General features: G+C 41.0%; 22 protein-coding genes and 1 pseudogene. 21 read left to right on the top strand and 2 right to left on the bottom strand.

Features of this window, described 5'->3' with window-relative positions; translation table 11 throughout:
* The first annotated feature begins 13 nt into the window (after positions 1-13).
* Together relB and HMPREF9957_RS06950 are read left to right on the top strand one after the other, a co-directional pair.
* A complete protein-coding gene (gene relB, locus HMPREF9957_RS06955) occupies positions 14-301 on the top strand; it encodes a type II toxin-antitoxin system RelB/ParD family antitoxin (RefSeq protein WP_000951983.1) in 288 nt (95 codons plus the stop codon).
* A complete protein-coding gene (locus HMPREF9957_RS06950; protein ID WP_000384971.1) occupies positions 291-641 on the top strand; it encodes a type II toxin-antitoxin system RelE/ParE family toxin in 351 nt (116 codons plus the stop codon). The genes relB and HMPREF9957_RS06950 overlap by 11 nt, the downstream gene beginning before the upstream one ends.
* A 61-nt stretch (positions 642-702) precedes the next feature.
* Here the strand turns inward: HMPREF9957_RS06950 and HMPREF9957_RS06945 are convergent, their stop codons facing one another.
* Positions 703-1,554: a MurR/RpiR family transcriptional regulator gene (locus tag HMPREF9957_RS06945; RefSeq protein ID WP_000360360.1), complete on the bottom strand. Its 852-nt coding sequence runs from the start codon at positions 1,552-1,554 to the stop codon at positions 703-705.
* A 298-nt stretch (positions 1,555-1,852) separates the two neighbouring features.
* Here HMPREF9957_RS06945 and pbp2b point away from each other — a divergent pair, with 298 nt between their 5' ends.
* The 19 genes from pbp2b to HMPREF9957_RS06850 all read left to right on the top strand — a co-directional run bounded on the left by pbp2b (position 1,853) and on the right by HMPREF9957_RS06850 (position 25,364).
* Complete coding sequence (gene pbp2b, locus HMPREF9957_RS06940) at positions 1,853-3,910, top strand: penicillin-binding protein 2B (RefSeq protein WP_080563522.1); 2,058 nt, start codon at positions 1,853-1,855, stop codon at positions 3,908-3,910.
* Between the two features lie 10 nt (positions 3,911-3,920).
* Positions 3,921-4,517 (top strand): recombination mediator RecR, encoded by a 597-nt coding sequence (recR, locus tag HMPREF9957_RS06935; protein ID WP_000966748.1) that lies wholly within the window; start codon positions 3,921-3,923, stop codon positions 4,515-4,517.
* 176 nt (positions 4,518-4,693) lie between these two features.
* Entirely contained in the window at positions 4,694-5,737 is a 1,044-nt protein-coding gene (locus tag HMPREF9957_RS06930; RefSeq protein ID WP_000814668.1) for a D-alanine--D-alanine ligase, read from the top strand.
* Between the two features lie 84 nt (positions 5,738-5,821).
* On the top strand, positions 5,822-7,195 hold the full coding sequence (locus HMPREF9957_RS06925) for a UDP-N-acetylmuramoyl-tripeptide--D-alanyl-D-alanine ligase (protein ID WP_000778754.1): 1,374 nt from the start codon (positions 5,822-5,824) through the stop codon (positions 7,193-7,195).
* Positions 7,196-7,289: 94 nt separating this feature from the next.
* Positions 7,290-7,994, top strand: coding sequence for a YwaF family protein (locus HMPREF9957_RS06920; RefSeq protein WP_001055237.1), 705 nt, complete (start codon positions 7,290-7,292; stop codon positions 7,992-7,994).
* 218 nt (positions 7,995-8,212) lie between these two features.
* The gene (gene ftsA, locus HMPREF9957_RS06915) at positions 8,213-9,586 is read left to right on the top strand and encodes a cell division protein FtsA (protein ID WP_000090393.1); all 1,374 of its coding nucleotides are present in this window, start codon (positions 8,213-8,215) and stop codon (positions 9,584-9,586) included.
* Positions 9,587-9,602: 16 nt separating this feature from the next.
* A complete protein-coding gene (gene ftsZ / locus HMPREF9957_RS06910; RefSeq protein WP_000144272.1) occupies positions 9,603-10,862 on the top strand; it encodes a cell division protein FtsZ in 1,260 nt (419 codons plus the stop codon).
* 4 nt (positions 10,863-10,866) lie between these two features.
* Complete coding sequence (locus HMPREF9957_RS06905; protein WP_001101071.1) at positions 10,867-11,538, top strand: YggS family pyridoxal phosphate-dependent enzyme; 672 nt, start codon at positions 10,867-10,869, stop codon at positions 11,536-11,538.
* Between the two features lie 9 nt (positions 11,539-11,547).
* Positions 11,548-12,087: a cell division protein SepF gene (locus tag HMPREF9957_RS06900; RefSeq protein WP_000053383.1), complete on the top strand. Its 540-nt coding sequence runs from the start codon at positions 11,548-11,550 to the stop codon at positions 12,085-12,087.
* The gene (locus HMPREF9957_RS06895) at positions 12,087-12,350 is read left to right on the top strand and encodes a YggT family protein (RefSeq protein ID WP_000576513.1); all 264 of its coding nucleotides are present in this window, start codon (positions 12,087-12,089) and stop codon (positions 12,348-12,350) included. The genes HMPREF9957_RS06900 and HMPREF9957_RS06895 overlap by 1 nt, the downstream gene beginning before the upstream one ends.
* Positions 12,347-13,132 carry a YlmH family RNA-binding protein gene (locus HMPREF9957_RS06890; RefSeq protein WP_001032412.1) on the top strand — a complete coding sequence of 262 codons (786 nt, stop codon included), beginning with the start codon at positions 12,347-12,349 and terminating at the stop codon, positions 13,130-13,132. Before HMPREF9957_RS06895 ends, HMPREF9957_RS06890 begins: the two co-directional genes overlap by 4 nt.
* Positions 13,133-13,140: 8 nt before the next feature.
* On the top strand, positions 13,141-14,022 hold the full coding sequence (locus HMPREF9957_RS06885) for a DivIVA domain-containing protein (protein WP_001123180.1): 882 nt from the start codon (positions 13,141-13,143) through the stop codon (positions 14,020-14,022).
* A gap of 252 nt (positions 14,023-14,274) precedes the next feature.
* Positions 14,275-17,067: an isoleucine--tRNA ligase gene (ileS, locus tag HMPREF9957_RS06875; RefSeq protein WP_000768030.1), complete on the top strand. Its 2,793-nt coding sequence runs from the start codon at positions 14,275-14,277 to the stop codon at positions 17,065-17,067.
* Positions 17,068-17,554: 487 nt separating this feature from the next.
* Complete coding sequence (locus HMPREF9957_RS06870; protein WP_000837844.1) at positions 17,555-17,935, top strand: hypothetical protein; 381 nt, start codon at positions 17,555-17,557, stop codon at positions 17,933-17,935.
* 13 nt (positions 17,936-17,948) lie between these two features.
* Positions 17,949-18,425: a hypothetical protein gene (locus tag HMPREF9957_RS12270; protein WP_000831503.1), complete on the top strand. Its 477-nt coding sequence runs from the start codon at positions 17,949-17,951 to the stop codon at positions 18,423-18,425.
* Between the two features lie 240 nt (positions 18,426-18,665).
* Positions 18,666-19,358 carry a phosphoglycerate mutase gene (locus HMPREF9957_RS06865; protein WP_000240129.1) on the top strand — a complete coding sequence of 231 codons (693 nt, stop codon included), beginning with the start codon at positions 18,666-18,668 and terminating at the stop codon, positions 19,356-19,358.
* A gap of 52 nt (positions 19,359-19,410) precedes the next feature.
* Positions 19,411-21,822 carry a glycoside hydrolase family 95 protein gene (locus tag HMPREF9957_RS06860; RefSeq protein ID WP_000620759.1) on the top strand — a complete coding sequence of 804 codons (2,412 nt, stop codon included), beginning with the start codon at positions 19,411-19,413 and terminating at the stop codon, positions 21,820-21,822.
* 130 nt (positions 21,823-21,952) lie between these two features.
* Positions 21,953-22,654: an ABC transporter ATP-binding protein gene (locus HMPREF9957_RS06855; RefSeq protein ID WP_000323368.1), complete on the top strand. Its 702-nt coding sequence runs from the start codon at positions 21,953-21,955 to the stop codon at positions 22,652-22,654.
* A gap of 1 nt (position 22,655) precedes the next feature.
* Positions 22,656-25,364 (top strand): ABC transporter permease, encoded by a 2,709-nt coding sequence (locus tag HMPREF9957_RS06850; protein WP_000595897.1) that lies wholly within the window; start codon positions 22,656-22,658, stop codon positions 25,362-25,364.
* A 197-nt stretch (positions 25,365-25,561) separates the two neighbouring features.
* Here HMPREF9957_RS06850 and HMPREF9957_RS06845 read toward each other — a convergent pair.
* Positions 25,562-25,977 (bottom strand): annotated as a pseudogene (locus tag HMPREF9957_RS06845) (helix-turn-helix domain-containing protein); the annotation flags it as partial.

Raw genomic sequence — 25,977 nt, 5'->3', positions numbered from 1 at the left:
GGAATTATATAAAATGGCTATAGCAAATCCAAATAAAATTGTGACCTTCCAAGCTAATAGAGAATTGGTAAATGATGCCATGGAAGTGTTAAAAGAACAAAATCTCTCTCTTTCATCGGCACTCAGATTATTTTTAAAGAATGTTGCCGTAACAAATGAAGTAGATTTACTGAGTGAAGAGGAATTAGAAAAGGAGTATTTGTTTAGACAATTACAAGCAGAAGTTCAAGAAAGTTATGCTAAGATTGAGGCTGGAAATTACTTGACAGATGAGGATGTCGTGACACGCTATGGATTATAAAAGATATAGGATTTTGTATTCTCCTAGAGTGATTGATAGTCTGGATAAAATATATCAGTATATAGCGGAGGAAATCGGTTCTGTAGAGGCTGCGAGACGAAAAGTGGCGAGTATCAGAAAAGATATTAATCGGCTAGAAATTTTCCCCCAAGCTGGATTTGATGCCGATGAAAAATTTGGTAAGAAATTAGATCCTCACTACCAAACGCGAGGATTGACCTTGAGTAAGGATTACATCGTATTATATACAATTGTTGAGGATACCGTCAGACTTGCTTATTTACTCCCTTCAAAAAGTGATTACATGAAATTATTTAAGACTAAATCAAGATACGACTGATTCATAATTTTGAAGAGGTATGTTTGGTGATGAATAAAAATCCTAGTTTGGTTTAACCAAACTAGGATTTTCTGACACGTTTTTGTCTACGATAGCCGTTGAGTTTTTTATTTTCCCAGTAGCTATTAAAGATTTTTTCCTTGCTTTCGCGATTGATTTCCAAAAAGTAGGCATAAATCAAATCGATAAAGAAGAGCATAGGAAGTTGAGCGGATATTCGTTGGATATAGGAAGGTTGGCTGTGGCTAGCAACGAGAACGGTCTCTGTGTAGGCCTGACTATCTTTATTGGGAACACTTGAAAAGAGTACAGTCTTTGCCCCCATCTCCTTAGCGTCTAATAAACTGTCTAAAATAGAGGGAGTTGTGCCAGAAAGTGAGAAACCAAGTACGAGACAATTTTCGTCCATAATACTGGTTGTCCAGGCAAAGCCGTCTTGATCGGTCAAAGCCTCGCAGACCACACCCAGACGCATGAAGCGTAATTTCATTTCACGAGCTACTAGGCCAGAACTCCCTGTTCCGAAGAAGTAGACACGCTCAGCATCTTCGATTAATTGGGCAATTCGTTCTAGTTGGACTTCGTCAATCAAGTCTTGTGTTTGTTCCCTCATATTGCTATAGCTTCTGAGGACTCGTTTGGTCAGTGGACTGTGCTTGGAGACTTGGTTGGCTTGATTTTCTGCCTGATGTTGGTATTGGAAAATAAATTCTCGGTAGCCAGTAAAGCCACACTTTTTAGCAAAGCGGGTCAGAGCAGCTTGAGAAATATGTAATTTTTGGGTGACTTGTTGAGAAGATAAATCATCTGTAATCGTTTCAGCTTGCAAAAAATAGCGAGCGATTTCTTGCTCTAGGTCTGTCATTTCTTCAAAATGTGAATCAATGACAGTTGCGATATCTGGTTTGTCCATAGGGAAGGCTCCTTTAAATGAGTCGTGTTGGAAAAAGACTAGATTATTGAACTTTTACATTCATTATAACATATAATATAGGGATGGATAAATAAAAACGTATCTTACTGTAAAAACGAAAAAAAGCTTCTTACTTTTCCATAATTTTCTACTCAAATTATGGTACAATTAAGAGTAAGATTTTAATTATACTCTTCGAAAATCCAATTCAAACTGCGTCAGCGTTGCCTTGCCGTACTCAAGTACAGCCTGCGGCTAGCTTCCTAGTTTGCTCTTTGATTTTCATTGAGTATTAGAAATGAGACTGATTTGTATGAGAAAATTTAACAGCCATTCGATTCCGATTCGGCTTAATTTATTGTTTTCAATTGTCATTTTGCTCTTTATGACCATTATTGGTCGTTTGTTGTATATGCAGGTTTTGAACAAGGATTTTTACGAAAAAAAGCTAGCCTCAGCTAGTCAGACCAAGATTACAAGCAGTTCTGCCCGTGGGGAAATCTATGATGCTAGTGGAAAACCTTTGGTAGAAAATACGTTAAAACAGGTTGTTTCCTTTACGCGTAGCAATAAAATGACGGCTACAGACTTAAAAGAAATAGCTAAAAAGTTACTGACTTATGTGAGCATCAGTTCGCCAAATTTGACAGAACGCCAGCTGGCTGATTACTATTTGGCTGATCCTGAAATCTATAAAAAAACAGTGGAAGCTCTCCCAAGTGAGAAACGCTTGGATTCAGATGGCAATCGCCTATCCGAATCAGAACTGTATAACAATGCGGTCGATAGTGTTCCAACAAGTCAACTAAACTATACAGAGGATGAAAAGAAAGAAATCTATCTTTTTAGTCAGTTAAATGCTGTTGGAAACTTTGCGACAGGAACCATTGCGACAGATCCTCTAAATGATTATCAGGTGGCTGTTATTGCCTCTATTTCAAAGGAGATGCCTGGCATTAGTATTTCTACTTCTTGGGATCGAAAGATTTTGGAAACTTCCCTTTCTTCTATAGTAGGGAGTGTATCCAGTGAAAAAGCTGGTCTCCCAGCGGAAGAAGCAGAAGCCTATCTTAAAAAAGGCTATTCTCTAAATGACCGTGTTGGAACCTCCTATTTGGAAAAGCAATATGAAGAGACCTTACAAGGAAAACGCTCGGTAAAAGAAATCCATCTGGATAAATATGGCAATATGGAAAGCGTGGATACAATTGAGGAAGGTAGTAAGGGGAACAATATCAAGCTGACCATTGATTTGGCCTTCCAAGATAGCGTGGATGCTTTGCTGAAAAGTTATTTCAATTCCGAGCTAGGAAATGGTGGAGCCAAGTATTCTGAAGGTGTGTATGCAGTCGCCCTTAACCCAAAAACAGGTGCTGTTTTGTCTATGTCAGGGATTAAACATGACTTGAAAACGGGAGAGTTGACGCCTGATTCCTTGGGAACGGTAACCAATGTCTTTGTTCCAGGTTCGGTTGTTAAGGCGGCGACCATCAGCTCAGGTTGGGAAAATGGAGTCTTGTCAGGAAATCAGACCTTGACAGACCAGTCCATTGTCTTCCAAGGTTCAGCTCCAATTAATTCTTGGTATACTGCCTTTTCTGGGCCAATGCCGATTACGGCGGTTCAGGCTCTAGAGTATTCATCCAATCCTTATATGGTCCAAACAGCCTTAGGTCTTATGGGGCAAACCTATCAACCAAATATGTTTGTCGGCACCAGCAATCTAGAGTCTGCTATGGGTAAATTGCGTTCAACCTTTGGCGAATATGGCTTGGGGTCTGCGACCGGGATTGACCTACCAGATGAATCTACTGGATTTATTCCCAAAGAGTATAACTTTGCCAATTTCATTACCAATGCCTTTGGGCAGTTTGATAACTATACGCCGATGCAATTGGCTCAGTATGTAGCAACTATTGCAAATGATGGTGTTCGTGTGGCTCCTCGTATTGTTGAAGGCATTTATGGAAATAATGATAAGGGGGGCCTAGGCGACTTGATTCAGCAACTGCAACCGACAGAGATGAATAAGGTCAATATATCCGACTCCGATATGAGTGTCTTGCACCAAGGTTTTTATCAGGTTGCTCATGGGACTAGTGGATTGACAACTGGACGTGCCTTTTCAAATGGTGCCTTGGTATCCATTAGCGGGAAAACGGGTACAGCCGAAAGCTATGTGGCAGATGGTCAGCAAGCAACCAATACCAATGCGGTGGCCTATGCCCCATCTGATAATCCCCAAATCGCTGTTGCAGTGGTCTTTCCTCATAATACCAATCTAACAAATGGTGTAGGACCTTCCATTGCGCGTGATATTATCAATCTGTATCAAAAATACCATCCAATGAACTAGAAAGGAATTTATGCTTTATCCAACACCTATTGCTAAGCTGATTGACAGTTATTCCAAGTTACCAGGTATCGGGATTAAGACGGCCACGCGTCTGGCTTTTTATACGATTGGGATGTCTGATGATGATGTCAATGAATTTGCAAAAAATCTCCTTTCTGCTAAGAGAGAATTGACCTACTGTTCTATTTGTGGACGTTTGACAGACGACGATCCCTGTTCTATCTGTACCGATCCAAGTCGTGACCAGACAACGATTTTGGTGCTAGAGGATAGTCGGGATGTGGCGGCCATGGAAAATATCCAAGAATACCATGGACTTTATCATGTCCTGCATGGCCTCATTTCCCCTATGAATGGTATCAGTCCAGACGATATCAATCTCAAGAGCCTCATGACTCGTCTGATGGATAGTGAGGTTTCAGAAGTAATCGTAGCAACCAATGCCACAGCAGATGGGGAAGCGACTTCGATGTATCTTTCCCGTTTACTCAAGCCAGCTGGGATCAAGGTTACGCGCCTGGCACGAGGCCTTGCTGTGGGAGCAGATATCGAGTATGCGGACGAAGTGACCCTCTTACGGGCTATTGAAAATCGGACAGAGTTGTAAGTGTAGACAAATTTACGAACTCCATTCATTTATAAAAAAATCAAGGAGGCTGAAAATCGTTCCTATCGGCCTCTTTTTGTATAGTGTGATGAGTAGGAGCAGGTTCAAGTTTTAAAAAAACAAGCAAATATGATATACTAAAGAGCGAGTATTCTAGTAGAATTAGGACAAATAATATGAAACAAACGATTATTCTTTTATATGGTGGACGGAGTGCGGAACGCGAAGTCTCTGTCCTTTCAGCTGAGAGTGTCATGCGTGCGGTCAATTATGATCGTTTCACAGTCAAGACTTTCTTCATCAGCCAGTCAGGTGACTTTATCAAAACGCAGGAATTTAGTCAGACTCCAGGTCAAGAGGACCGTCTCATGACCAATGCGACCATTGATTGGGATAAGAAAGTTGCACCAAGTGCCATCTACGAAGAAGGGGCAGTTGTCTTTCCAGTTCTTCACGGTCCGATGGGAGAAGATGGCTCTGTTCAAGGATTTCTTGAAGTTTTGAAAATGCCTTATGTTGGTTGCAACATCTTGTCATCTAGCCTTGCCATGGACAAAATCACGACTAAGCGTGTTCTGGAATCTGCTGGTATTGCCCAAGTTCCTTATGTGGCCATCGTTGAAGGCGATGATGTGACTGCTAAAATCGCTGAAGTGGAAGAAAAATTGACTTATCCAGTCTTCACTAAGCCGTCAAACATGGGTTCTAGTGTCGGTATTTCTAAATCTGAAAATCAAGAAGAACTCCGCCAAGCTTTGGAACTTGCCTTCCAATATGACAGCCGTGTCTTGGTTGAGCAAGGAGTGAATGCTCGTGAAATCGAGGTTGGTCTACTGGGCAACTACGATGTCAAAAGCACCCTACCAGGAGAAGTAGTCAAGGATGTTGCCTTTTATGACTACGATGCCAAGTATATTGACAACAAGATTACTATGGACATCCCAGCTAAAATCAGTGATGATGTGGTAGCTGTCATGCGTCAAAATGCAGAAACGGCCTTTCGTGCCATTGGTGGCCTTGGTCTATCTCGTTGCGATTTCTTCTATACAGATAAGGGAGAGGTTTTCCTAAACGAGCTCAATACCATGCCAGGTTTTACCCAGTGGTCAATGTACCCACTGCTTTGGGACAATATGGGAATCAGCTATCCAGACTTAATCGAGCGATTGGTTGATCTTGCCAAGGAAAGTTTTGACAAGCGCGAAGCGCATTTGCTATAAAAATGAAAGAGAGGGTAGAAGCCAGAACTGTCACTGCAAGGTGGTCAGAGTTCTCGGACTTCGACCCTTTTTAAAGGAGTAGAAATGAAATTAACAATTCATGAAGTGGCTCAAGTTGTAGGAGCTAAAAATGATGTTAGTCTTTTTGCAGATACTCAGTTAGAAAAGGCTGAGTTTGACAGTCGTTTGATTGGGACTGGAGATTTATTTGTGCCACTCAAGGGTGCGCGTGATGGCCATGACTTTATCGAAAGAGCTTTTGAAAATGGTGCGGCAGCAACCCTGTCTGAGAAAGAAATCGCAAATCATCCCTACATCCTAGTAGATGATGTACTGACTGCCTTTCAGCAACTAGCAGCCTACTATCTTGAAAAAACAGGAGTTGATGTCTTTGCTGTTACAGGTTCAAATGGCAAGACAACGACCAAGGATATGTTGGCGCACTTGCTATCAACAACCTACAAGACCTACAAAACTCAAGGAAACTACAATAACGAGATTGGCCTTCCCTACACAGTTCTCCATATGCCTGAAGGGACAGAAAAGTTGGTCTTGGAGATGGGGCAGGACCACTTGGGCGATATTCATCTCTTGTCAGAATTGGCTCGTCCAAAAACAGCCATCGTGACCTTGGTTGGAGAGGCTCATTTAGCCTTTTTCAAAGACCGTTCGGAGATTGCTAAAGGGAAAATGCAAATTGCAGATGGCATGGCTTCGAATTCCTTGCTCTTGGCGCCAGCTGACCCGATTGTAGAGGACTACTTGCCAACTGATAAAAAGGTGGTCCGTTTTGGGCCAGGAGCAGAGCTGGAAATCACAGACTTGGTTGAGCGTAAGGACAGTCTGACCTTTAAGGCTAATTTCTTGGAACAAGCCCTCGATTTGCCAGTGACTGGTAAGTACAATGCCACTAATGCCATGATTGCGTCTTATGTTGCCCTACAAGAAGGGGTTTCAGAGGAGCAAATTCATAAGGTCTTCCAAAATCTTGAATTGACGCGTAACCGTACCGAGTGGAAGAAAGCAGCCAATGGAGCAGATATTCTGTCAGATGTTTATAATGCCAATCCAACTGCTATGAAGCTGATTTTAGAGACTTTCTCTGCCATTCCAGCCAATGAAGGCGGCAAAAAAATCGCTGTTCTAGCGGATATGAAGGAGCTTGGTGACCAGTCTATTCAACTCCATAATCAGATGATTTTGAGCCTTTCTCCAGATGTGCTTGATACCGTTATTTTCTATGGAGAAGACATTGCTGAATTAGCCCAATTGGCCAGTCAAATGTTCCCAATTGGCCACGTTTACTACTTCAAAAAAACAGCTGACGAGGACCAATTTGAAGACCTAGTCAAGCAGGTCAAGGAAAGTCTAGGAGCCCACGACCAAATCCTGCTCAAAGGCTCCAATTCTATGAATCTAGCCAAGTTGGTAGAAAGTTTAGAAACTGAAGGCAAGTAATTTTGTCAAACATTTACGTATTTTTAAATCCATTTTTGACAAATAGCATGGTATAATAATATGCAGGAAAATTTTGAATCATGAGGAAGACTAGATGAATTTATGGGATATTTTCTTTACGACCCAAGCAACAGAACCACCCAAATTTGACCTTTTTTGGTACGTGAGTATATTTACACTATTAGCCTTGACCTTTTATACAGCCTATCGTTATCGTGAAAAGAAGGTTTACCAACGATTTTTCCAAATCTTGCAGGCAGTTCAGTTGATCCTCCTTTATGGCTGGTATTGGGTCAATCATATGCCACTGTCAGAAAGTTTACCCTTTTACCATTGCCGTATGGCTATGTTTGTGGTGCTCTTGCTTCCTGGTCAGTCTAAATATAGGCAGTATTTTGCATTGCTAGGAACATTTGGGACATTAGCAGCCTTTGTTTATCCAGTGCCAGATGCCTATCCTTTCCCCCATATTGCGATTTTGTCCTTTATCTTTGGGCATTTAGCACTCTTGGGGAACTCTCTAGTTTATCTATTGAGACAGTATAATGCGCGATTGCTGGATGTGAAGGGAATTTTTCTCATGACCTTTGGACTAAATGCCTTGATTTTTGTGGTCAATTTAGTAACAGGTGGAGATTACGGATTTCTGACAAAACCACCATTGGTTGGAGACCATGGCTTAGTAGCTAATTATTTAATCGTTTCTCTGGCCTTGTCAGCGGCGATTACGTTGACAAAGAAAATTTTGGAACTATTTTTAGCACAAGAAGCAGAAAAAATGATTGCAAAGAAAGCTTAGAAATGAGCTTTCTTTTTTCATAACTCTGATTTTTTATAATTTGTTTGGAAAATAAAAAAACTTGATGAGCAAAAGTGAAAAAATAGCAAGTAAATTTAGGAAAAAACTAAGCACAATTAGATTTTTTGTGTTATAATATTCTGTGAATAGCTATGCCTATGTTTAGCTATGGAATAATACGAAGTGCGAAACTTGGAAGATAGAGAGGATGCGATGTAATGGCTAGAGAAGGCTTTTTTACAGGTCTAGATATTGGAACAAGCTCTGTCAAGGTGCTTGTAGCCGAGCAGAGAAATGGTGAATTAAATGTAATTGGCGTGAGTAATGCCAAAAGTAAAGGTGTAAAGGATGGAATTATTGTTGATATTGATGCAGCAGCAACTGCTATCAAATCAGCTATTTCCCAAGCAGAAGAAAAGGCAGGCATTTCGATTAAATCAGTGAATGTCGGCTTGCCTGGTAATCTTTTGCAGGTAGAACCAACTCAAGGGATGATTCCAGTAACATCTGATACCAAGGAAATTACGGATCAAGATGTTGAAAATGTTGTCAAATCAGCTTTGACAAAGAGTATGACACCTGACCGTGAAGTCATTACCTTTATTCCTGAAGAATTTATTGTGGATGGTTTCCAAGGGATTCGTGACCCACGTGGCATGATGGGGGTTCGCCTTGAAATGCGTGGTCTGCTTTATACAGGCCCTCGTACTATCTTGCACAATTTGCGTAAGACGGTTGAGCGTGCAGGTGTTCAGGTTGAAAATATTATCATTTCACCACTAGCAATGGTTCAATCAGTTTTGAACGAAGGTGAACGTGAATTTGGTGCTACAGTGATTGATATGGGGGCAGGTCAAACGACTGTCGCTACAATCCGTAACCAAGAACTTCAGTTCACCAATATTCTCCAAGAAGGTGGAGATTATGTAACTAAGGATATCTCTAAAGTCTTGAAAACTTCTCAGAAGTTGGCTGAAGGTTTGAAATTAAACTATGGAGAGGCTTACCCTCCTCTTGCAAGCAAAGAAACCTTCCAAGTAGAAGTTATTGGAGAAGTAGAAGCAGTCGAAGTGACGGAAGCCTACTTGTCAGAAATTATTTCTGCACGAATCAAGCACATCCTTGAACAAATTAAGCAAGAATTAGATAGAAGACGTCTATTGGAGCTCCCTGGTGGCATTGTCTTAATCGGTGGAAATGCTATTTTACCGGGTATGGTAGAATTGGCTCAAGAAGTCTTTGGCGTTCGTGTCAAACTCTATGTTCCAAACCAAGTTGGTATTCGTAATCCGGCCTTTGCGCATGTGATTAGTTTATCAGAATTTGCTGGACAATTGACAGAAGTCAATCTTTTGGCTCAACGAGCAGTCAAGGGTGAAGTTGCTCTGACTCATCAACCAATTAGTTTTGGGGGAATGATTCAGAAAACAGCTCAGTTTGTACAATCAACGCCTGTTCAACCAGCTCCTGCTCCAGAAGTAGAGCCGGTGGCGCCTACAGAACCAATGGCGGATTTCCAACAAGCTTCACAAAATAAACCGAAATTAGCAGATCGTTTCCGTGGCTTGATCGGAAGCATGTTTGACGAATAAAGAGGAAAAATAAATTATGACATTTTCATTTGATACAGCTGCTGCTCAAGGTGCAGTGATTAAGGTAATTGGTGTCGGTGGAGGTGGTGGCAATGCCATCAACCGTATGGTCGACGAAGGTGTTACAGGCGTAGAATTTATCGCAGCAAACACAGATGTACAAGCATTGAGTAGTACAAAAGCTGAGACTGTTATTCAGTTGGGACCTAAATTGACTCGTGGTTTGGGTGCAGGAGGTCAACCTGAGGTTGGTCGTAAAGCTGCTGAAGAAAGCGAAGAAACACTGACGGAAGCTATCAGTGGCGCAGATATGGTCTTCATCACTGCTGGTATGGGAGGAGGCTCTGGAACTGGAGCTGCTCCTGTTATTGCTCGTATCGCCAAAGATTTAGGTGCTCTTACAGTTGGTGTTGTAACACGTCCCTTTGGTTTTGAAGGAAGCAAGCGTGGACAATTTGCTGTTGAAGGAATCAACCAACTTCGTGAGCATGTAGATACTCTATTGATTATTTCAAACAACAACTTGCTTGAAATTGTTGATAAGAAAACACCGCTCTTGGAGGCTCTTAGCGAAGCGGATAACGTACTTCGTCAAGGTGTTCAAGGGATTACTGATTTGATTACCAATCCAGGATTGATTAACCTTGACTTTGCCGATGTGAAAACAGTTATGGCAAATAAAGGGAATGCTCTTATGGGTATTGGTATCGGTAGTGGAGAAGAACGTGTTGTTGAAGCAGCACGTAAGGCAATTTACTCTCCACTTCTTGAAACAACAATTGATGGAGCAGAAGATGTGATTGTCAACGTAACTGGTGGTCTTGACTTAACCTTGATTGAAGCAGAAGAGGCTTCACAAATTGTGAACCAGGCGGCAGGTCAAGGAGTGAACATCTGGCTCGGTACTTCAATTGATGAAAGTATGCGTGATGAAATTCGTGTAACAGTTGTTGCAACGGGTGTTCGTCAAGACCGCGTAGAGAAGGTTGTTGCTCCACAAGCTAGACCTACTACTAACTACCGTGAGACAGTGAAACCAGCTCATTCACATGGCTTTGATCGTCATTTTGATATGGCAGAAACAGCTGAATTGCCAAAACAAAATCCACGTCGTTTGGAACCAACTCAAGCATCTGCTTTTGGTGATTGGGATCTTCGCCGTGAATCGATTGTTCGTACAACAGATTCAGTTGTTTCTCCAGTCGAACGCTTTGAAGCCCCAACATCACAAGATGAAGATGAATTGGATACACCTCCATTTTTCAAAAATCGTTAAGTAAATGAATGTAAAAGAAAATACAGAACTTGTTTTTCGAGAAGTTGCAGAGGCTAGTCTGAATGCTCATCGAGAGAGTGGTTCAGTCTCTGTCATTGCAGTTACCAAGTATGTAGATGTACCGACAGCGGAAGCCTTGCTTCCGCTAGGTGTTCATCATATCGGTGAAAATCGTGTAGATAAGTTTCTGGAAAAATATGAAGCTTTAAAAGATCGAGATGTGACTTGGCATTTGATTGGTACCTTGCAAAGACGTAAGGTGAAAGATGTCATACAATTTGTCGATTATTTCCATGCCTTGGATTCCGTCAAGCTAGCAGAGGAAATACAAAAAAGAAGTGACCGAGTCATCAAGTGTTTCCTTCAAGTAAATATTTCTAAAGAAGAAAGTAAACACGGATTTTCGAGAGAGGAACTGCTGGAAATCTTGCCAGAGTTAGCCAGATTAGATAAGATTGAATATGTTGGTTTAATGACGATGGCCCCCTTTGAAGCTAGCAGTGAGCAGTTGAAAGAGATTTTCAAGGCAACCCAAGATTTACAAAGAGAAATTCAAGAGAAACAAATTCCAAATATGCCTATGACCGAGTTAAGTATGGGAATGAGTCGTGATTATAAAGAAGCGATTCAATTCGGTTCCACTTTTGTTCGTATAGGTACATCATTTTTTAAGTAGGAGAGAACCATGTCTTTAAAAGATAGATTCGATAGATTTATAGATTATTTTACGGAGGATGAGGATTCAAGTCTCCCTTATGAAAAAAGAGATGAGCCTGTGTTTACTCCAGTAAATTCTTCACAGGAACCGGCTCTCCCAATGAATCAACCTTCACAGTCGGCTGCTACAAAAGAGAACAATATCACCAGACTTCATGCAAGACAACAGGAATTGGCAAATCAGAGTCAGCGTGCAACTGATAAGGTCATTATAGATGTTCGTTATCCTAGAAAATATGAAGACGCAACAGAAATTGTTGATTTATTGGCAGGAAACGAAAGTATTTTGATTGATTTTCAATATATGACAGAGGTGCAGGCCCGTCGTTGTTTGGATTACCTGGATGGGGCTTGCCATGTTCTAGCTGGAAATTTGAAAAAGGTAGCTTCTACCATGTATCTGTTGACACCAGTGAATGTTATTGTCAATGTTGAAGATATCCGTTTACCAGATGAAGAACAAAATGGTGAGTTTGGCTTTGATATGAAGCGAAATAGAGTACGATAATGATTTTTTTAATTCGTATGATTTATAATGCAGTGGATATTTACTCCCTGATTTTGGTAGCCTTCGCTGTCATGTCTTGGTTTCCAGGTGCCTATGAATCAAGTTTGGGTCGTTGGATTGTAGCGTTGGTAAAACCAGTGCTTGCTCCTTTGCAACGCCTGCCTTTACAGATAGCGGGTCTTGATTTATCTGTTTGGGTTGCGATTGTTTTGGTTCGATTTTTAGGAGAAAACCTAGTCCGTTTTCTGGCGATGATAGGATGAATAAAGGGATTTACCAGCATTTCTCCATAGAAGATCGTCCATTTCTTGACAAGGGAATGGAATGGATAAAGAAGGTAGAAGATAGCTATGCTCCTTTTTTAACTCCTTTTATCAATCCTCATCAGGAGAAGCTATTAAAGATTTTGGCCAAAACCTATGGTCTTGCTTGTAGCAGTAGTGGGGAATTCGTCTCGAGTGAGTATGTTCGAGTTTTATTATACCCAGATTATTTCCAGCCAGAGTTTTCAGATTTTGAAATATCTCTTCAGGAAATAGTGTATTCCAATAAATTTGAACACTTAACGCATGCTAAGATTTTAGGGACAGTCATCAATCAATTAGGGATTGAACGGAAACTTTTTGGAGATATCCTAGTAGATGAAGAACGAGCGCAGATTATGATTAATCAGCAGTTTCTTCTTCTATTTCAAGATGGATTAAAGAAAATTGGCCGTATACCTGTTTCGCTGGAGGAACGTCCTTTCACCGAGAAAATAGATAAGCTAGAACAGTATCGAGAGCTGGATTTATGTGTGTCTAGTTTTAGATTAGATGTTCTTTTATCAAATGTTTTGAAACTATCTAGGAATCAAGCAAACCAGTTGATTGAAAAGAAACTTGTCCAAGTAAATTATCATGTGGTAGACAAATCAGATTATATTGTTCAAGTTGGAGACTTGATTAGTGTGAGAAAATTTGGGCGCTTGAGATTGCTTCAAGATAAGGGACAAACAAAAAAAGAGAAGAAAAAAATAACCGTCCAGTTATTATTAAGTAAGTGAGGAATAGAATGCCAATTACATCATTAGAAATAAAGGACAAGACCTTTGGAACTCGATTCAGAGGTTTTGATCCAGAAGAAGTCGATGAATTTTTAGATATTGTGGTTCGTGATTACGAAGATCTTGTTCGTGCGAATCATGATAAAGATTTGCGTATTAAGAGTTTAGAAGAGCGTTTGTCTTATTTTGATGAAATGAAAGATTCATTGAGTCAGTCTGTATTGATTGCCCAGGATACAGCTGAGCGAGTGAAACAAGCGGCACATGAACGTTCAAACAATATCGTTCACCAAGCAGAGCAAGATGCGCAACGCTTGTTGGAAGAAGCTAAATATAAGGCAAACGAGATTCTTCGTCAAGCAACAGACAATGCTAAGAAAGTTGCTGTTGAAACCGAAGAATTGAAGAACAAGAGCCGTGTCTTTCACCAACGCCTCAAATCTACAATTGAGAGTCAGTTGGCTATTGTTGAATCTTCAGATTGGGAAGATATTCTCCGTCCAACAGCTACTTATCTTCAAACCAGTGATGAAGCCTTTAAAGAAGTGGTTAGTGAAGTACTTGGAGAACCGATTCCAGCTCCAATTGAGGAAGAACCAATTGATATGACACGTCAGTTCTCTCAAGCAGAAATGGCAGAGTTACAAGCTCGTATTGAGGCAGCCAATAAAGAATTGGCTGAATTTGAAGCTCAGGCTAAACAGGAAGTGGAAAATCCAACTCCTGTAGTGAGTCCTCAAATTGAAGAAGAGTCTGCTCATCCAGTTGGTCCAATGTACGAAGAACCAGAAGTAGCTCCAGTACATCCTTCGGCTCCAACACCAGCTACAGAAACATTTGATTCAGCACCAGGATTTGAAGCACCGCAAGAATCCGTTACAATTTTATAAGAAATATTCTGAGAACAATATCTTATCCTTATATTTCCAGCGAGCAGGAGATGGTGTGAGTCCTGTAATCCCTATTGATAAGATTATCCTCTCAAAAACTCAAGTCTGAAGCTAGTAAGATTTGACGTTCCCCACGTTACGGGATAAGAGGGAGAAAGACTAGATCTTTTTCCGAATAAAGGTGGTACCACGATTTTCGTCCTTTTTGGCAGTCGTGGTTTTTAATTTGTTATTATTTATAAAGGAGATACCATGAAACTCAAAGATACCCTTAATCTTGGGAAAGCAGCTTTCCCAATGCGTGCAGGCCTTCCTACCAAAGAGCCAGTTTGGCAAAAGGAATGGGAAGATGCAAAACTTTACCAACGTCGTCAAGAATTGAACCAAGGAAAACCTCATTTCACCTTGCATGATGGCCCTCCATACGCCAACGGAAATATTCACGTTGGACATGCTATGAACAAGATTTCAAAAGATATCATTGTTCGTTCAAAATCTATGTCAGGTTTTTACGCACCATTTATCCCAGGTTGGGATACTCATGGTCTGCCAATCGAGCAAGTTTTGGCAAAACAAGGTGTCAAACGTAAAGAAATGGACTTGGTTGAGTACTTGAAACTTTGCCGTGAATATGCTCTTTCTCAAGTAGATAAACAACGCGAAGACTTCAAACGTTTGGGTGTTTCTGGTGACTGGGAAAATCCATATGTGACTTTGACTCCTGACTATGAAGCAGCCCAAATCCGTGTATTTGGTGAGATGGCTAATAAAGGTTATATCTACCGTGGTGCAAAACCAGTTTACTGGTCTTGGTCATCTGAGTCAGCCCTTGCTGAAGCAGAGATTGAATACCATGATTTGGTTTCGACTTCCCTTTATTATGCCAACAAGGTAAAAGATGGCAAAGGTGTTCTAGATACAGAGACTTATATCGTAGTCTGGACAACAACTCCATTTACTATCACAGCTTCTCGTGGTTTGACTGTTGGAGCGGATATTGATTACGTCTTGGTTCAACCTGCTGGTGAAGCTCGTAAGTTTGTGGTTGCGGCAGAATTATTGACTAGCTTATCTGAGAAATTTGGTTGGGCTGATGCTCAAGTTTTGGCAACTTACCGTGGTCAAGAATTGAACCACATCGTAACAGAACACCCATGGGATACAGCTGTAGATGAGTTGGTTATCCTTGGTGACCACGTTACCACTGACTCTGGTACAGGTATCGTCCATACAGCCCCTGGTTTTGGTGAGGACGACTACAATGTTGGTATTGCTAATGGTCTTGAAGTCGCAGTGACTGTTGACGAACGTGGTATCATGATGAAGAATGCTGGTCCTGAGTTTGAAGGCCAATTCTATGAAAAGGTAGTTCCAACTGTTATTGAAAAACTTGGTAACCTCCTTCTTGCTCAAGAAGAAATCTCTCACTCATACCCATTTGACTGGCGTACTAAGAAACCAATCATCTGGCGTGCAGTACCACAATGGTTTGCCTCAGTTTCTAAATTCCGCCAAGAAATCTTGGACGAAATTGAAAAAGTGAAGTTCCACTCAGAATGGGGTAAAGTTCGTCTTTACAACATGATCCGTGACCGTGGTGACTGGGTTATCTCTCGTCAACGTGCTTGGGGTGTTCCACTTCCTATCTTCTACGCTGAAGACGGTACAGCAATCATGACTGCTGAAACGATTGAGCATGTAGCTCAACTCTTTGAAGAACATGGTTCAAGCATTTGGTGGGAACGTGATGCTAAGGACCTTTTGCCAGAAGGATTTACTCATCCAGGTTCACCAAATGGTGAGTTCAAGAAAGAAACAGATATCATGGACGTTTGGTTTGACTCAGGTTCATCATGGAATGGAGTTGTGGTAAACCGTCCTGAGTTGACTTATCCAGCAGACCTTTACCTAGAAGGTTCTGATCAATACCGTGGTTGGTTCAACTCATCACTCATCACATCAGTTGCCAACCATGGCGTAGCACCTTACAAACAAATCTTGTCACAAGGTTTTGCCCTTGACGGTAAAGGTGAGAAGATGTCTAAATCTCTTGGAAATACCATTGCTCCAAGCGATGTTGAAAAACAATTCGGTGCTGAAATCTTGCGTCTCTGGGTAACAAGTGTGGATTCAAGCAACGACGTGCGTATCTCTATGGATATCTTGAGCCAAGTCTCTGAAACTTACCGTAAGATTCGTAATACCCTTCGTTTCTTGATTGCCAATACATCTGACTTTAACCCAGCTCAAGATACAGTAGCTTACGATGAGCTTCGTTCAGTTGATAAGTACATGACGATTCGCTTTAACCAGCTTGTGAAAACGATTCGTGATGCTTATGCAAACTTTGAATTCTTGACAATCTACAAGGCCTTGGTGAACTTTATCAACGTTGACTTGTCAGCCTTCTACCTTGATTTTGCCAAAGATGTTGTTTACATCGAAGGTGCTAAATCATTGGAACGCCGTCAAATGCAGACTGTTTTCTATGACATTCTTGTGAAAATCACCAAACTCTTGACACCAATCCTTCCTCACACTGCGGAAGAAATTTGGTCATACCTTGAATTTGAAGCTGAAGACTTCGTTCAATTGTCAGAATTGCCAGAAGCGGAAACTTTTGCTAACCAAGAAGAAATCTTGGATACATGGGCTGCCTTCATGGACTTCCGTGGACAAGCTCAAAAAGCCTTGGAAGAAGCTCGTAATGCAAAAGTAATCGGTAAATCACTTGAAGCACACTTGACAGTTTATCCAAATGAAGTTGTGAAAACTCTACTCGAAGCAGTAAACAGCAATGTAGCTCAACTTTTGATCGTGTCAGACTTGACCATCGCAGAAGGACCAGCTCCAGAAGATGCCGTTAGCTTCGAAGATGTAGCCTTTACAGTTGAACGCGCTGCAGGCCAAGTATGTGACCGTTGCCGTCGTATCGACCCAACAACAGCAGAACGCAGCTACCAGGCAGTCATCTGTGACCACTGTGCAAGTATCGTAGAAGAAAACTTTGCGGACGCAGTCGCAGAAGGATTTGAAGAGAAATAAGGTTGAAAAATCTAGAGAAAACTCAATTTGAGAAGAAAAGATAACTAATTTTATAGTCTGTTAAACGCATTGTATCAAGTTTTTGAACACCTGATACGATGCCTTTTTATTTATTTTGAAAATTTGTGTAGTAGATTGAAATAAGATATGAACAAATTGATTGGGGAAATCAAATTAATTTTTAGAAATGTTTTAGCAACTGTAGTGTACTGTTTTAGTTTCAATACACTATACTTAACACAAATCAAAGAGAAAGGTAGCAAACTAACAGCAGTAAGATAAAATACGAACTTGATATTAGGGATAAGATTGGTAAATTGTGTCATATTTTTATAATAATAAATTTGCACAGTTGCTTTTGATTTCTGAAAAGTATGATATTTTATTTCATATTATGCAAATTTTTATTTTATAATATCAGAAAATGCTTTTTTTTTTAGGAAATATGATACAATCTTATTTGAAAAAATAAAAAGGAGATTTTATTATGAAATCAAAAACACTTGCTTTAATTAGTGGTATCGTCGGTCTTGTGGGAGGAATTTTACTTCTTATTGGTCCTTTTGTCTTGTTAGGAACAGCGGTAAATACAGCTGCTACAACTCTTAATGGAGGAGCTACTGCAGGGGCTGTTTCAGGTGTTGCCTTACTCTTGAATGCCTTGAAGATTGCAAATCTTGTTCTTGGTATCATTGCTATTGTTTACTATAAAGGAGATAATCGTGTAGGTGCAGCTCCGTCTGTACTAATGATTGTTTCTGGTGGAGTTAGTCTCATTCCATTCTTAGGATGGGTTGGGGGGATTCTTGCTATTATTGGAGGATCTCTATTCCTTGCAACATTGAAGAAATTCAAATCAGAAGAATAAAAGGTATTTTAGCATGAAAAGAACAAAAAAGTTTATCGGTCTAGGAATAGTTCTATTATCTGTTTCTCTTCTCGTTGCATGTGGAGCACAAAGTTCAAAGACTGCTTCAACAAGTAATGATGAGAAGACAGTAGCAACATCTAATACCTCAAAAGAAACAATCACTCTTGATACACCGGTTGTAACAGACGATGCGATTGAATCAATACGTACTTATGCAGATTATATAGATCTTTATAAAAAGATTTTTGATGATTATTTTACTAAAGCTGAGGAAAGTTTCAAAGGCACAGCTATGGAAAATAATGAGTCGTTTACTAAACTAAAAGAGTCAACTCAAAAATTATTCGATGCGCAGAAAAAAATATATGATTTGCTAGGGTCAACTGAGATTAAGGAAGATGATAAATCAAAATTGTCTCAACAATTGAAAGACTTTAGAGACAATTTGCAAAAACAGTTGAAAACTTTGACATCTCAACTACAGTAAGATAGAAATTATTTTTTGTAGTAATTGAGAATAATTGGTAAAATTACACCCCAAATATTAGAAATTGGGGTGTTTTTTAAAGATTAAATAATGAAGATAGAATAGCAACAACCAAAAATAATGTGATTGTCAAACAGTTCTTTCCTTTTTGGTTTTGACTAGCTTTTTTGTGAAAAATTGTGTAAAATAGAATAGATAAACGAGGGGAAACCTCGGAAAATTTAAAGGAGAATCCATCTAATGGTAAAATTGGTTTTTGCTCGCCACGGTGAGTCTGAATGGAACAAAGCTAACCTTTTCACTGGTTGGGCTGATGTTGATTTGTCTGAAAAAGGTACACAACAAGCGATTGACGCTGGTAAATTGATCAAAGAAGCTGGTATCGAATTTGACCAAGCTTACACTTCAGTATTGAAACGTGCGATCAAAACAACTAACTTGGCTCTTGAAGCTTCTGACCAATTGTGGGTTCCAGTTGAAAAATCATGGCGCTTGAACGAACGTCACTACGGTGGTTTGACTGGTAAAAACAAAGCTGAAGCTGCTGAACAATTTGGTGATGAGCAAGTTCACATCTGGCGTCGTTCATACGATGTATTGCCTCCAAACATGGACCGTGATGATGAGCATTCAGCTCACACTGACCGTCGTTACGCTTCACTTGACGATTCAGTTATTCCAGATGCTGAAAACTTGAAAGTGACTTTGGAACGTGCCCTTCCATTCTGGGAAGATAAAATCGCTCCAGCTCTTAAAGATGGTAAAAACGTATTCGTAGGAGCTCACGGTAACTCAATCCGTGCCCTTGTAAAACACATCAAAGGTTTGTCAGATGATGAAATCATGGACGTGGAAATCCCTAACTTCCCACCATTGGTATTCGAATTTGACGAAAAATTGAACGTAGTTTCTGAATACTACCTTGGAAAATAAAAAATTGTAAGTCTAGAATTGATTTCTAGGCTTTTTATGTTAGTATGGAAGTATGATAAGGAATAAAAAACAAGATTATGTATTGGCCTACACGAAACCAGCGTCAACGACATATAAGGGTTGGGAAGAAGAAGCCTTACCGATAGGCAATGGTTCTTTAGGGGCTAAAGTATTTGGGCTTATAGGGGCTGAACGGATTCAATTCAATGAGAAAAGTCTCTGGTCTGGAGGTCCACTTCCTGATAGTTCCGATTATCAGGGTGGAAATCTTCAGGACCAGTATGGTTTTTTAGCTGAGATTCGGCAGGCTTTGGAGAAGAGAGACTACAATACTGCTAAGGAACTGGCTGAACAGCACCTAGTCGGGCCCCAAACGAGTCAATATGGGACCTATCTGTCCTTTGGAGATATTTTCATTGAGTTTAGTAATCAAGGCAAGACTTTGTCTCAGGTGACGGATTACCAGAGACAGCTGAATATTAGTAAGGCACTTGCGACGACTTCTTATGTCTATAAGGGAACGAAATTTGAACGTGAAGCCTTTGCGAGTTTTCCAGATGATCTCTTGGTTCAGCGCTTTATTAAGGAAGGGTTGGAAACTCTAGATTTTACTATAGAACTATCCTTGACCCGTGATTTGGCTTCTGATGGAAAGTATGAGCAGGAAAAATATGATTACAAGGAGTGCCAGCTGAATATCACTGCTTCTCATATTTTGATGAAGGGACGGGTTAAGGATAATGACCTGCAGTTTGCTAGTTATCTAACTTGGCAAACGGATGGAGACATTAGAGTCTGGTCGGATAAGATTCAGATATCAGGAGCCAGTTATGCCAATCTCTTCTTGGCGGCTAAGACAGATTTTGCCCAAAATCCTGCTAGCAATTATCGCAAGAAACTAGATTTAGAGCAACAGGTGATAGACTTGGTGGACACAGCTAAAGAAAAGGGATATGCCCAATTGAAATCAAGGCATATTGAGGACTACCAAGCTTTATTCCAGAGTGTTCAATTGGATTTGGGGTCTGATGTTGACGCATCCACTACAGATGATTTGCTAAAAAATTATAAGCCACAAGAGGGGCAGGCTTTGGAGGAGTTGTTCTTCCAGTATGGACGGTATTTACTGATTAGTTCTTCCAGAGATTGTCCAGATGCTCTACCAGCTAACTTGCAAGGGGTCTGGAATGCGGTCGACAATCCTCCGTGGAATTCGGACTATCACCTGAATATCAACCTGCAGATGAATTATTGGCCAGCCTATGTTACTAATCTTCTAGAGACGGCCTTTCCGGTCATCAATTATATAGATGATTTGCGTGTCTATGGTCGTCTAGCGGCTGCAAGGTATGCAGGAATCGTCTCTCAGGAAGGGGAGGAGAATGGTTGGTTGGTTCATACTCAAGCGACTCCTTTTGGCTGGACGGCACCTGGTTGGGATTACTATTGGGGTTGGTCACCAGCTGCCAATGCGTGGATGATGCAAACTGTTTATGAAGCCTATTCATTTTATAGGGATCAAGACTATCTCAGGGAGAAAATTTATCCCATGTTGAGGGAAACGGTTCGTTTTTGGAATGCCTTTTTACATAAGGACCAGCAGGCGCAGCGTTGGGTCTCTTCTCCGTCTTATTCTCCAGAACATGGTCCGATTTCGATTGGCAATACCTATGACCAATCTCTGATTTGGCAGTTATTTCATGATTTTATTCAGGCTGCTCAGGAATTGAGTCTGGATGAGGACTTGTTGACTGAGGTCAAGGAAAAGTTTGACTTGCTTAATCCTCTTCAAATCACTCAATCTGGTCGAATCAGGGAGTGGTATGAGGAGGAAGAGCAACATTTTCAAAATGAAAAAGTGGAGGCCCAGCATCGGCACGCTTCCCATCTAGTGGGACTTTATCCTGGCAATCTCTTTAGCTATAAGGGGCAGGAGTATCTTGAAGCCGCGCGTGCTAGTCTCAATGATCGTGGAGATGGGGGCACAGGTTGGTCCAAGGCTAATAAGATCAATCTTTGGGCGCGTCTAGGAGATGGCAATCGAGCCCATAAATTATTAGCAGAGCAGTTAAAGTCATCCACCTTGCCAAATCTTTGGTGTAGCCATCCTCCTTTTCAGATAGATGGTAATTTTGGTGCTAGCAGTGGCATGGCAGAAATGTTACTTCAGTCTCATGCAGCTTATCTGGTACCTCTAGCTGCCCTACCTGATGCATGGTCAAGAGGTTCCGTTTCAGGCTTAATGGCACGTGGACATTTTGAAGTGAGCATGAGGTGGGAGGATAAAAAACTCTTACAGTTGACCATTTTATCAAGAAGTGGGGGAGATTTGCGAGTCTCTTATCCAGGTATTGAGAAGAGTGTGGTTGAAGTGAATCAAGAAAAAGCAGAAGTGAAATGCATGGGGAAAGATTGTATTTCGGTGGCAACAGCAGAAGGCGATCTGGTTCAATTTTATTTTTAAGAAGATGTTAGAAGGCAGTAATTTGAAACTGCCTTTTAATAAGGATTTGAGAATGTAAGCAGTTTCCAACTAGTTGAAAAAGCGTTATAATGGTAATATGAAGTAATTTGTTTAAGAGAGGGTGGGTTTGATGGCTTATATTGAGATGAAACACTGTTACAAGCGTTATCAGGTTGGGGACACGGAGATTGTGGCCAATCGTGATGTGAATTTTGAAATTGAAAAAGGGGAGCTAGTGATTATCCTTGGTGCGTCTGGTGCAGGCAAGTCAACGGTTCTTAACCTTCTTGGGGGAATGGATACCAATGATGAAGGGGAAATCTGGATAGATGGTGTTAATATTGCAGACTATAGTTCCCACCAGAGAACCAATTACCGTAGAAATGATGTCGGGTTTGTTTTTCAGTTCTACAATCTAGTGTCCAATTTGACAGCTAAGGAAAATGTGGAACTGGCCTCTGAAATCGTGACAGATGCCTTGAATCCTGAACAGGTATTGACAGATGTAGGTCTGGCTCATCGTCTCAATAATTTTCCAGCCCAGCTTTCTGGAGGGGAGCAACAGCGAGTCTCCATTGCACGCGCGGTAGCCAAAAATCCTAAAATCCTCCTTTGTGATGAACCGACTGGAGCCTTGGATTATCAGACGGGCAAGCAGGTTTTGAAAATCCTCCAAGATATGTCTCGTCAAAAGGGAGCGACGGTGATTATCGTGACTCACAATGGAGCTTTGGCGCCCATTGCTGATCGCGTGATTCATATGCACGATGCCAGTGTCAAGGATGTGGTGATGAACCAGCATCCTCAGGATATCGACAGTTTGGAGTACTAGCATGATCAAGCGAAAAACCTATTGGAAGGACTTAATTCAGTCCTTCACAGGCTCCAAGGGGCGTTTTTTATCCATCTTGACCTTGATGATGTTGGGTTCTTTAGCCCTAGTAGGCCTCAAAGTGACTAGCCCCAACATGGAGGCGACAGCTAATGCTTATTTAACAACTGCTCAAACTCTGGATTTGGCAGTTATGTCTAATTATGGTTTGGATCAAGCAGATCAAGAAGAACTAGAACAGATAGAGGGCGCAGAGGTTGAGTTTGGCTATTTGACAGATGTGACTATGGAAAATGGGCAGGATGCCATTCGGCTGTACTCCAAACCAGAGCGAATTTCAACCTTTCAGCTAAGAGAGGGACGACTTCCTCAGTCAGACAAGGAAATCGCATTGGCCACTCATTTGCAAGGCCAATACAGCGTGGGACAGGAGATTAGTTTTAAAGAAAAAGAAGAGGGTCATTCCTCTTTAAAAGACCATACTTATACCATTACTGGTTTTGTGGATTCAGCTGAAATCCTCTCCCAGCGAGATATGGGCTACGCAGGAAGTGGAAGTGGGACTCTGACAGCCTATGGGGTGATTTTACCTAGTCAGTTTGATCAGAAAGTTTACAATATAGCTCGTTTGAAATATCAAGATTTAGCAGGCTTAAATGCTTTTTCAGCAGCTTATGAAGAGAAATCCAAGCAACGTCAGGAAGATCTTGAACAAGTTTTATCAGATAATGGCAAGGCACGTCTGCAACTCTTGAAAAAAGAAGGACAAGAGTCTCTAGGCAAAGGCCAAGAAACCCTTGATAAGGCTGAGACTAATCTGCAGGAAGGCAAGCGTCGTTTAGTAGCTGCTCAAGCTCGTTTACAGGCTCAGGAAAGTCAACTAGCCTTGCTTCCTCAAGCTCAGAGAGAGCAGGCTAGTTCTCAACTTACCCAAGCCAAGCAGGAATTGAGCAAGGAAGAGGACAAACTAAAGCAGGCTGAACAAAATCTAGCCCAAGAAAAGGAAAAACTAGAAAAATATCAGCAAGTCTTGGATGATTTAGCTGAGCCCAAGTATCAAGTCTATAATCGTCAGACCATGCCTGGCGGTCAAGGCTACCTCATGTACAGTAATGCTTCAGCCAGTATTCGGGCAGTGGGCAATATCTTTCCTGTAGTGCTTTATGCCGTAGCAGCCATGGTGACCTTTACAACCATGACTCGTTTTGTGGATGAAGAGCGAACACATGCTGGGATTTTTAAGGCCTTGGGTTATCGCAGTAAGGATATTATCGCCAAATTTCTCCTCTATGGTCTAGTAGCTGGGACTGTCGGAACAGCTCTAGGTAGCATACTTGGCCATTATTTGCTAGCCGGTGTGATTTCAAGTGTCATTACAAAAGGTATGGTAGTGGGAGAAACCCAGATTCAGTTCTATTGGAGCTATAGTTTATTAGCTCTTGGTTTAAGTTGGTTGGCGAGTGTGTTACCAGCCTACCTGGTGGCTAGGAGGGAACTTCATGATGAAGCAGCCCAGCTTTTACTGCCTAAACCTCCTGTTAAAGGAGCTAAAATCTTACTGGAGCGCATCAGTTTTATCTGGCGCCGTCTCAGTTTTACTCATAAGGTAACTGCTCGCAATATCTTCCGTTATAAGCAACGGATGTTGATGACGATCTTTGGTGTGGCAGGTTCTGTAGCCCTGCTCTTTGCAGGTTTGGGAATCCAATCCTCTGTAGCAGGAGTTCCGTCTAGACAGTTTCAACAAATCCAACAGTATCAAATGATTGTCTCTGAAAATCCTAGTGCGACCAATCAGGACAAGGCAAATCTAGAAGAAGTGTTGAAAGGGCAGGATATCCAAGCCTACCAGAAAATCTATTCACAAACGCTAGACAAGGATTTCAAAGGTAAGGCTGGTCTTCAAACCATTACCCTTATGATGACAGAGAAGGAAGATTTGACTCCCTTTATCCATCTGCAACATCATCAGCAAGAGCTGACATTAAAAGATGGCGTCGTTATTACAGCTAAACTTGCCCAGCTGGCAGGTGTTAAGGTTGGACAGACTCTAGAAATTGAAGGTAAGAAGCTAAAGGTCGCTGCCATTGCTGAGAACTACGTTGGTCACTTTATTTATATGAGTCAGACTGACTATGAGCAAATTTACGGACAGCTACCCCAAGCCAACACTTATCTGGTCTCGTTAAGGGATACCAGTGCTACTAGTATCGAATGGCAGGCTGGCTTACTTATGAATCAATCTGCGGTGTCCAGCGTTGTCCAAAATGCTTCAGCCATTCGACTCTTTGACTCGGTCGCAAGTTCACTCAATCAGACTATGACTATCTTGGTCATCGTATCGGTTCTGTTGGCTATTGTTATCCTTTACAATCTGACCAATATCAACGTGGCTGAGAGAATCCGTGAACTCTCCACTATCAAGGTTCTCGGTTTTCATAACAATGAAGTCACTCTCTACATTTACCGTGAGACGATTGTGCTGTCCCTTGTGGGAATCGTACTTGGTTTGGTATCTGGTTTCTATTTACACCAATTTTTGATTCAAATGATTTCGCCTGCGACCATTCTCTTTTATCCGCAGGTAGGCTGGGAAGTCTATGTAATCCCAGTGGCAGCAGTAAGCATCATTTTGACCTTGCTTGGTTTCTTTGTCAATTATCATCTGAGAAAGGTTGATATGCTTGAAGCCTTGAAATCTGTAGAGTAAGACAGCTGTTTTTAGCTGATTGACCTTGTATTTACGAGTAAATCATGACCACCCGCATAGCGGGTGGTTTTTTTGTCTCGCACCTAGCGGAGCGAGACGAACTAATAGTCACATAATTATAAGGCTGATAGTATTAATTTCACTATCAGCCTTACAGGTTATTTAACGTTTCAGAAAAACTATAATGTCAAGATTAACTAAACAGTATCTAATTCTTTCAAATAATTTTCTATCTTCATCAACATTAAAGGATTGTTATAAATCTTACATAACTCTCTTGCTTCTATATAATAATTTTTGACTTGTTCTCTGTCTAGAAATTTGGCTCCAGCATTTCCTACAAGAATAAGTAGAGGAGCCAGTTGGTAGCTTGTCTGTCTTTGTTTACAGAGTTCAATCGTCTCAAGAGCTTCTTGGATGGCTTCGTTATATTTTTCCTTTGACACTAGGTAGTGAGCGTAGTTGTAACGAACTCTGATGTAGCCAAATAAAAACTCTTGATGCTCAAAATTTTTTGTCTGATATAACTCCATTAAATGAAAGTAGTTTGCCTCATATTCTTGTTCACGACCCACTAAGGAATAGAAATTAGATAGAGTATTCAATGCCTTTA

The sequence above is a fragment of the Streptococcus mitis SK1080 genome, assembly GCF_000220085.1.
GTDB lineage: Bacteria > Bacillota > Bacilli > Lactobacillales > Streptococcaceae > Streptococcus > Streptococcus mitis_K.
The sequence above is the reverse complement of the archived record's forward strand: the minus strand, read 5'-3'. Positions and strand labels throughout refer to the sequence as shown.

Bases quoted from the DNA above. Each gene is read 5' to 3' on its own strand.
- relB (WP_000951983.1), top strand. From the start codon at position 14: ATGGCTATAGCAAATCCAAATAAAATTGTGACCTTCCAAGCTAATAGA.
- HMPREF9957_RS06950 (WP_000384971.1), top strand. From the start codon at position 291: ATGGATTATAAAAGATATAGGATTTTGTATTCTCCTAGAGTGATTGAT.
- HMPREF9957_RS06945 (WP_000360360.1), bottom strand. From the start codon at position 1,554: ATGGACAAACCAGATATCGCAACTGTCATTGATTCACATTTTGAAGAA.
- pbp2b (WP_080563522.1), top strand. From the start codon at position 1,853: ATGAGACTGATTTGTATGAGAAAATTTAACAGCCATTCGATTCCGATT.
- recR (WP_000966748.1), top strand. From the start codon at position 3,921: ATGCTTTATCCAACACCTATTGCTAAGCTGATTGACAGTTATTCCAAG.
- HMPREF9957_RS06930 (WP_000814668.1), top strand. From the start codon at position 4,694: ATGAAACAAACGATTATTCTTTTATATGGTGGACGGAGTGCGGAACGC.
- HMPREF9957_RS06925 (WP_000778754.1), top strand. From the start codon at position 5,822: ATGAAATTAACAATTCATGAAGTGGCTCAAGTTGTAGGAGCTAAAAAT.
- HMPREF9957_RS06920 (WP_001055237.1), top strand. From the start codon at position 7,290: ATGAATTTATGGGATATTTTCTTTACGACCCAAGCAACAGAACCACCC.
- ftsA (WP_000090393.1), top strand. From the start codon at position 8,213: ATGGCTAGAGAAGGCTTTTTTACAGGTCTAGATATTGGAACAAGCTCT.
- ftsZ (WP_000144272.1), top strand. From the start codon at position 9,603: ATGACATTTTCATTTGATACAGCTGCTGCTCAAGGTGCAGTGATTAAG.
- HMPREF9957_RS06905 (WP_001101071.1), top strand. From the start codon at position 10,867: ATGAATGTAAAAGAAAATACAGAACTTGTTTTTCGAGAAGTTGCAGAG.
- HMPREF9957_RS06900 (WP_000053383.1), top strand. From the start codon at position 11,548: ATGTCTTTAAAAGATAGATTCGATAGATTTATAGATTATTTTACGGAG.
- HMPREF9957_RS06895 (WP_000576513.1), top strand. From the start codon at position 12,087: ATGATTTTTTTAATTCGTATGATTTATAATGCAGTGGATATTTACTCC.
- HMPREF9957_RS06890 (WP_001032412.1), top strand. From the start codon at position 12,347: ATGAATAAAGGGATTTACCAGCATTTCTCCATAGAAGATCGTCCATTT.
- HMPREF9957_RS06885 (WP_001123180.1), top strand. From the start codon at position 13,141: ATGCCAATTACATCATTAGAAATAAAGGACAAGACCTTTGGAACTCGA.
- ileS (WP_000768030.1), top strand. From the start codon at position 14,275: ATGAAACTCAAAGATACCCTTAATCTTGGGAAAGCAGCTTTCCCAATG.
- HMPREF9957_RS06870 (WP_000837844.1), top strand. From the start codon at position 17,555: ATGAAATCAAAAACACTTGCTTTAATTAGTGGTATCGTCGGTCTTGTG.
- HMPREF9957_RS12270 (WP_000831503.1), top strand. From the start codon at position 17,949: ATGAAAAGAACAAAAAAGTTTATCGGTCTAGGAATAGTTCTATTATCT.
- HMPREF9957_RS06865 (WP_000240129.1), top strand. From the start codon at position 18,666: ATGGTAAAATTGGTTTTTGCTCGCCACGGTGAGTCTGAATGGAACAAA.
- HMPREF9957_RS06860 (WP_000620759.1), top strand. From the start codon at position 19,411: ATGATAAGGAATAAAAAACAAGATTATGTATTGGCCTACACGAAACCA.
- HMPREF9957_RS06855 (WP_000323368.1), top strand. From the start codon at position 21,953: ATGGCTTATATTGAGATGAAACACTGTTACAAGCGTTATCAGGTTGGG.
- HMPREF9957_RS06850 (WP_000595897.1), top strand. From the start codon at position 22,656: ATGATCAAGCGAAAAACCTATTGGAAGGACTTAATTCAGTCCTTCACA.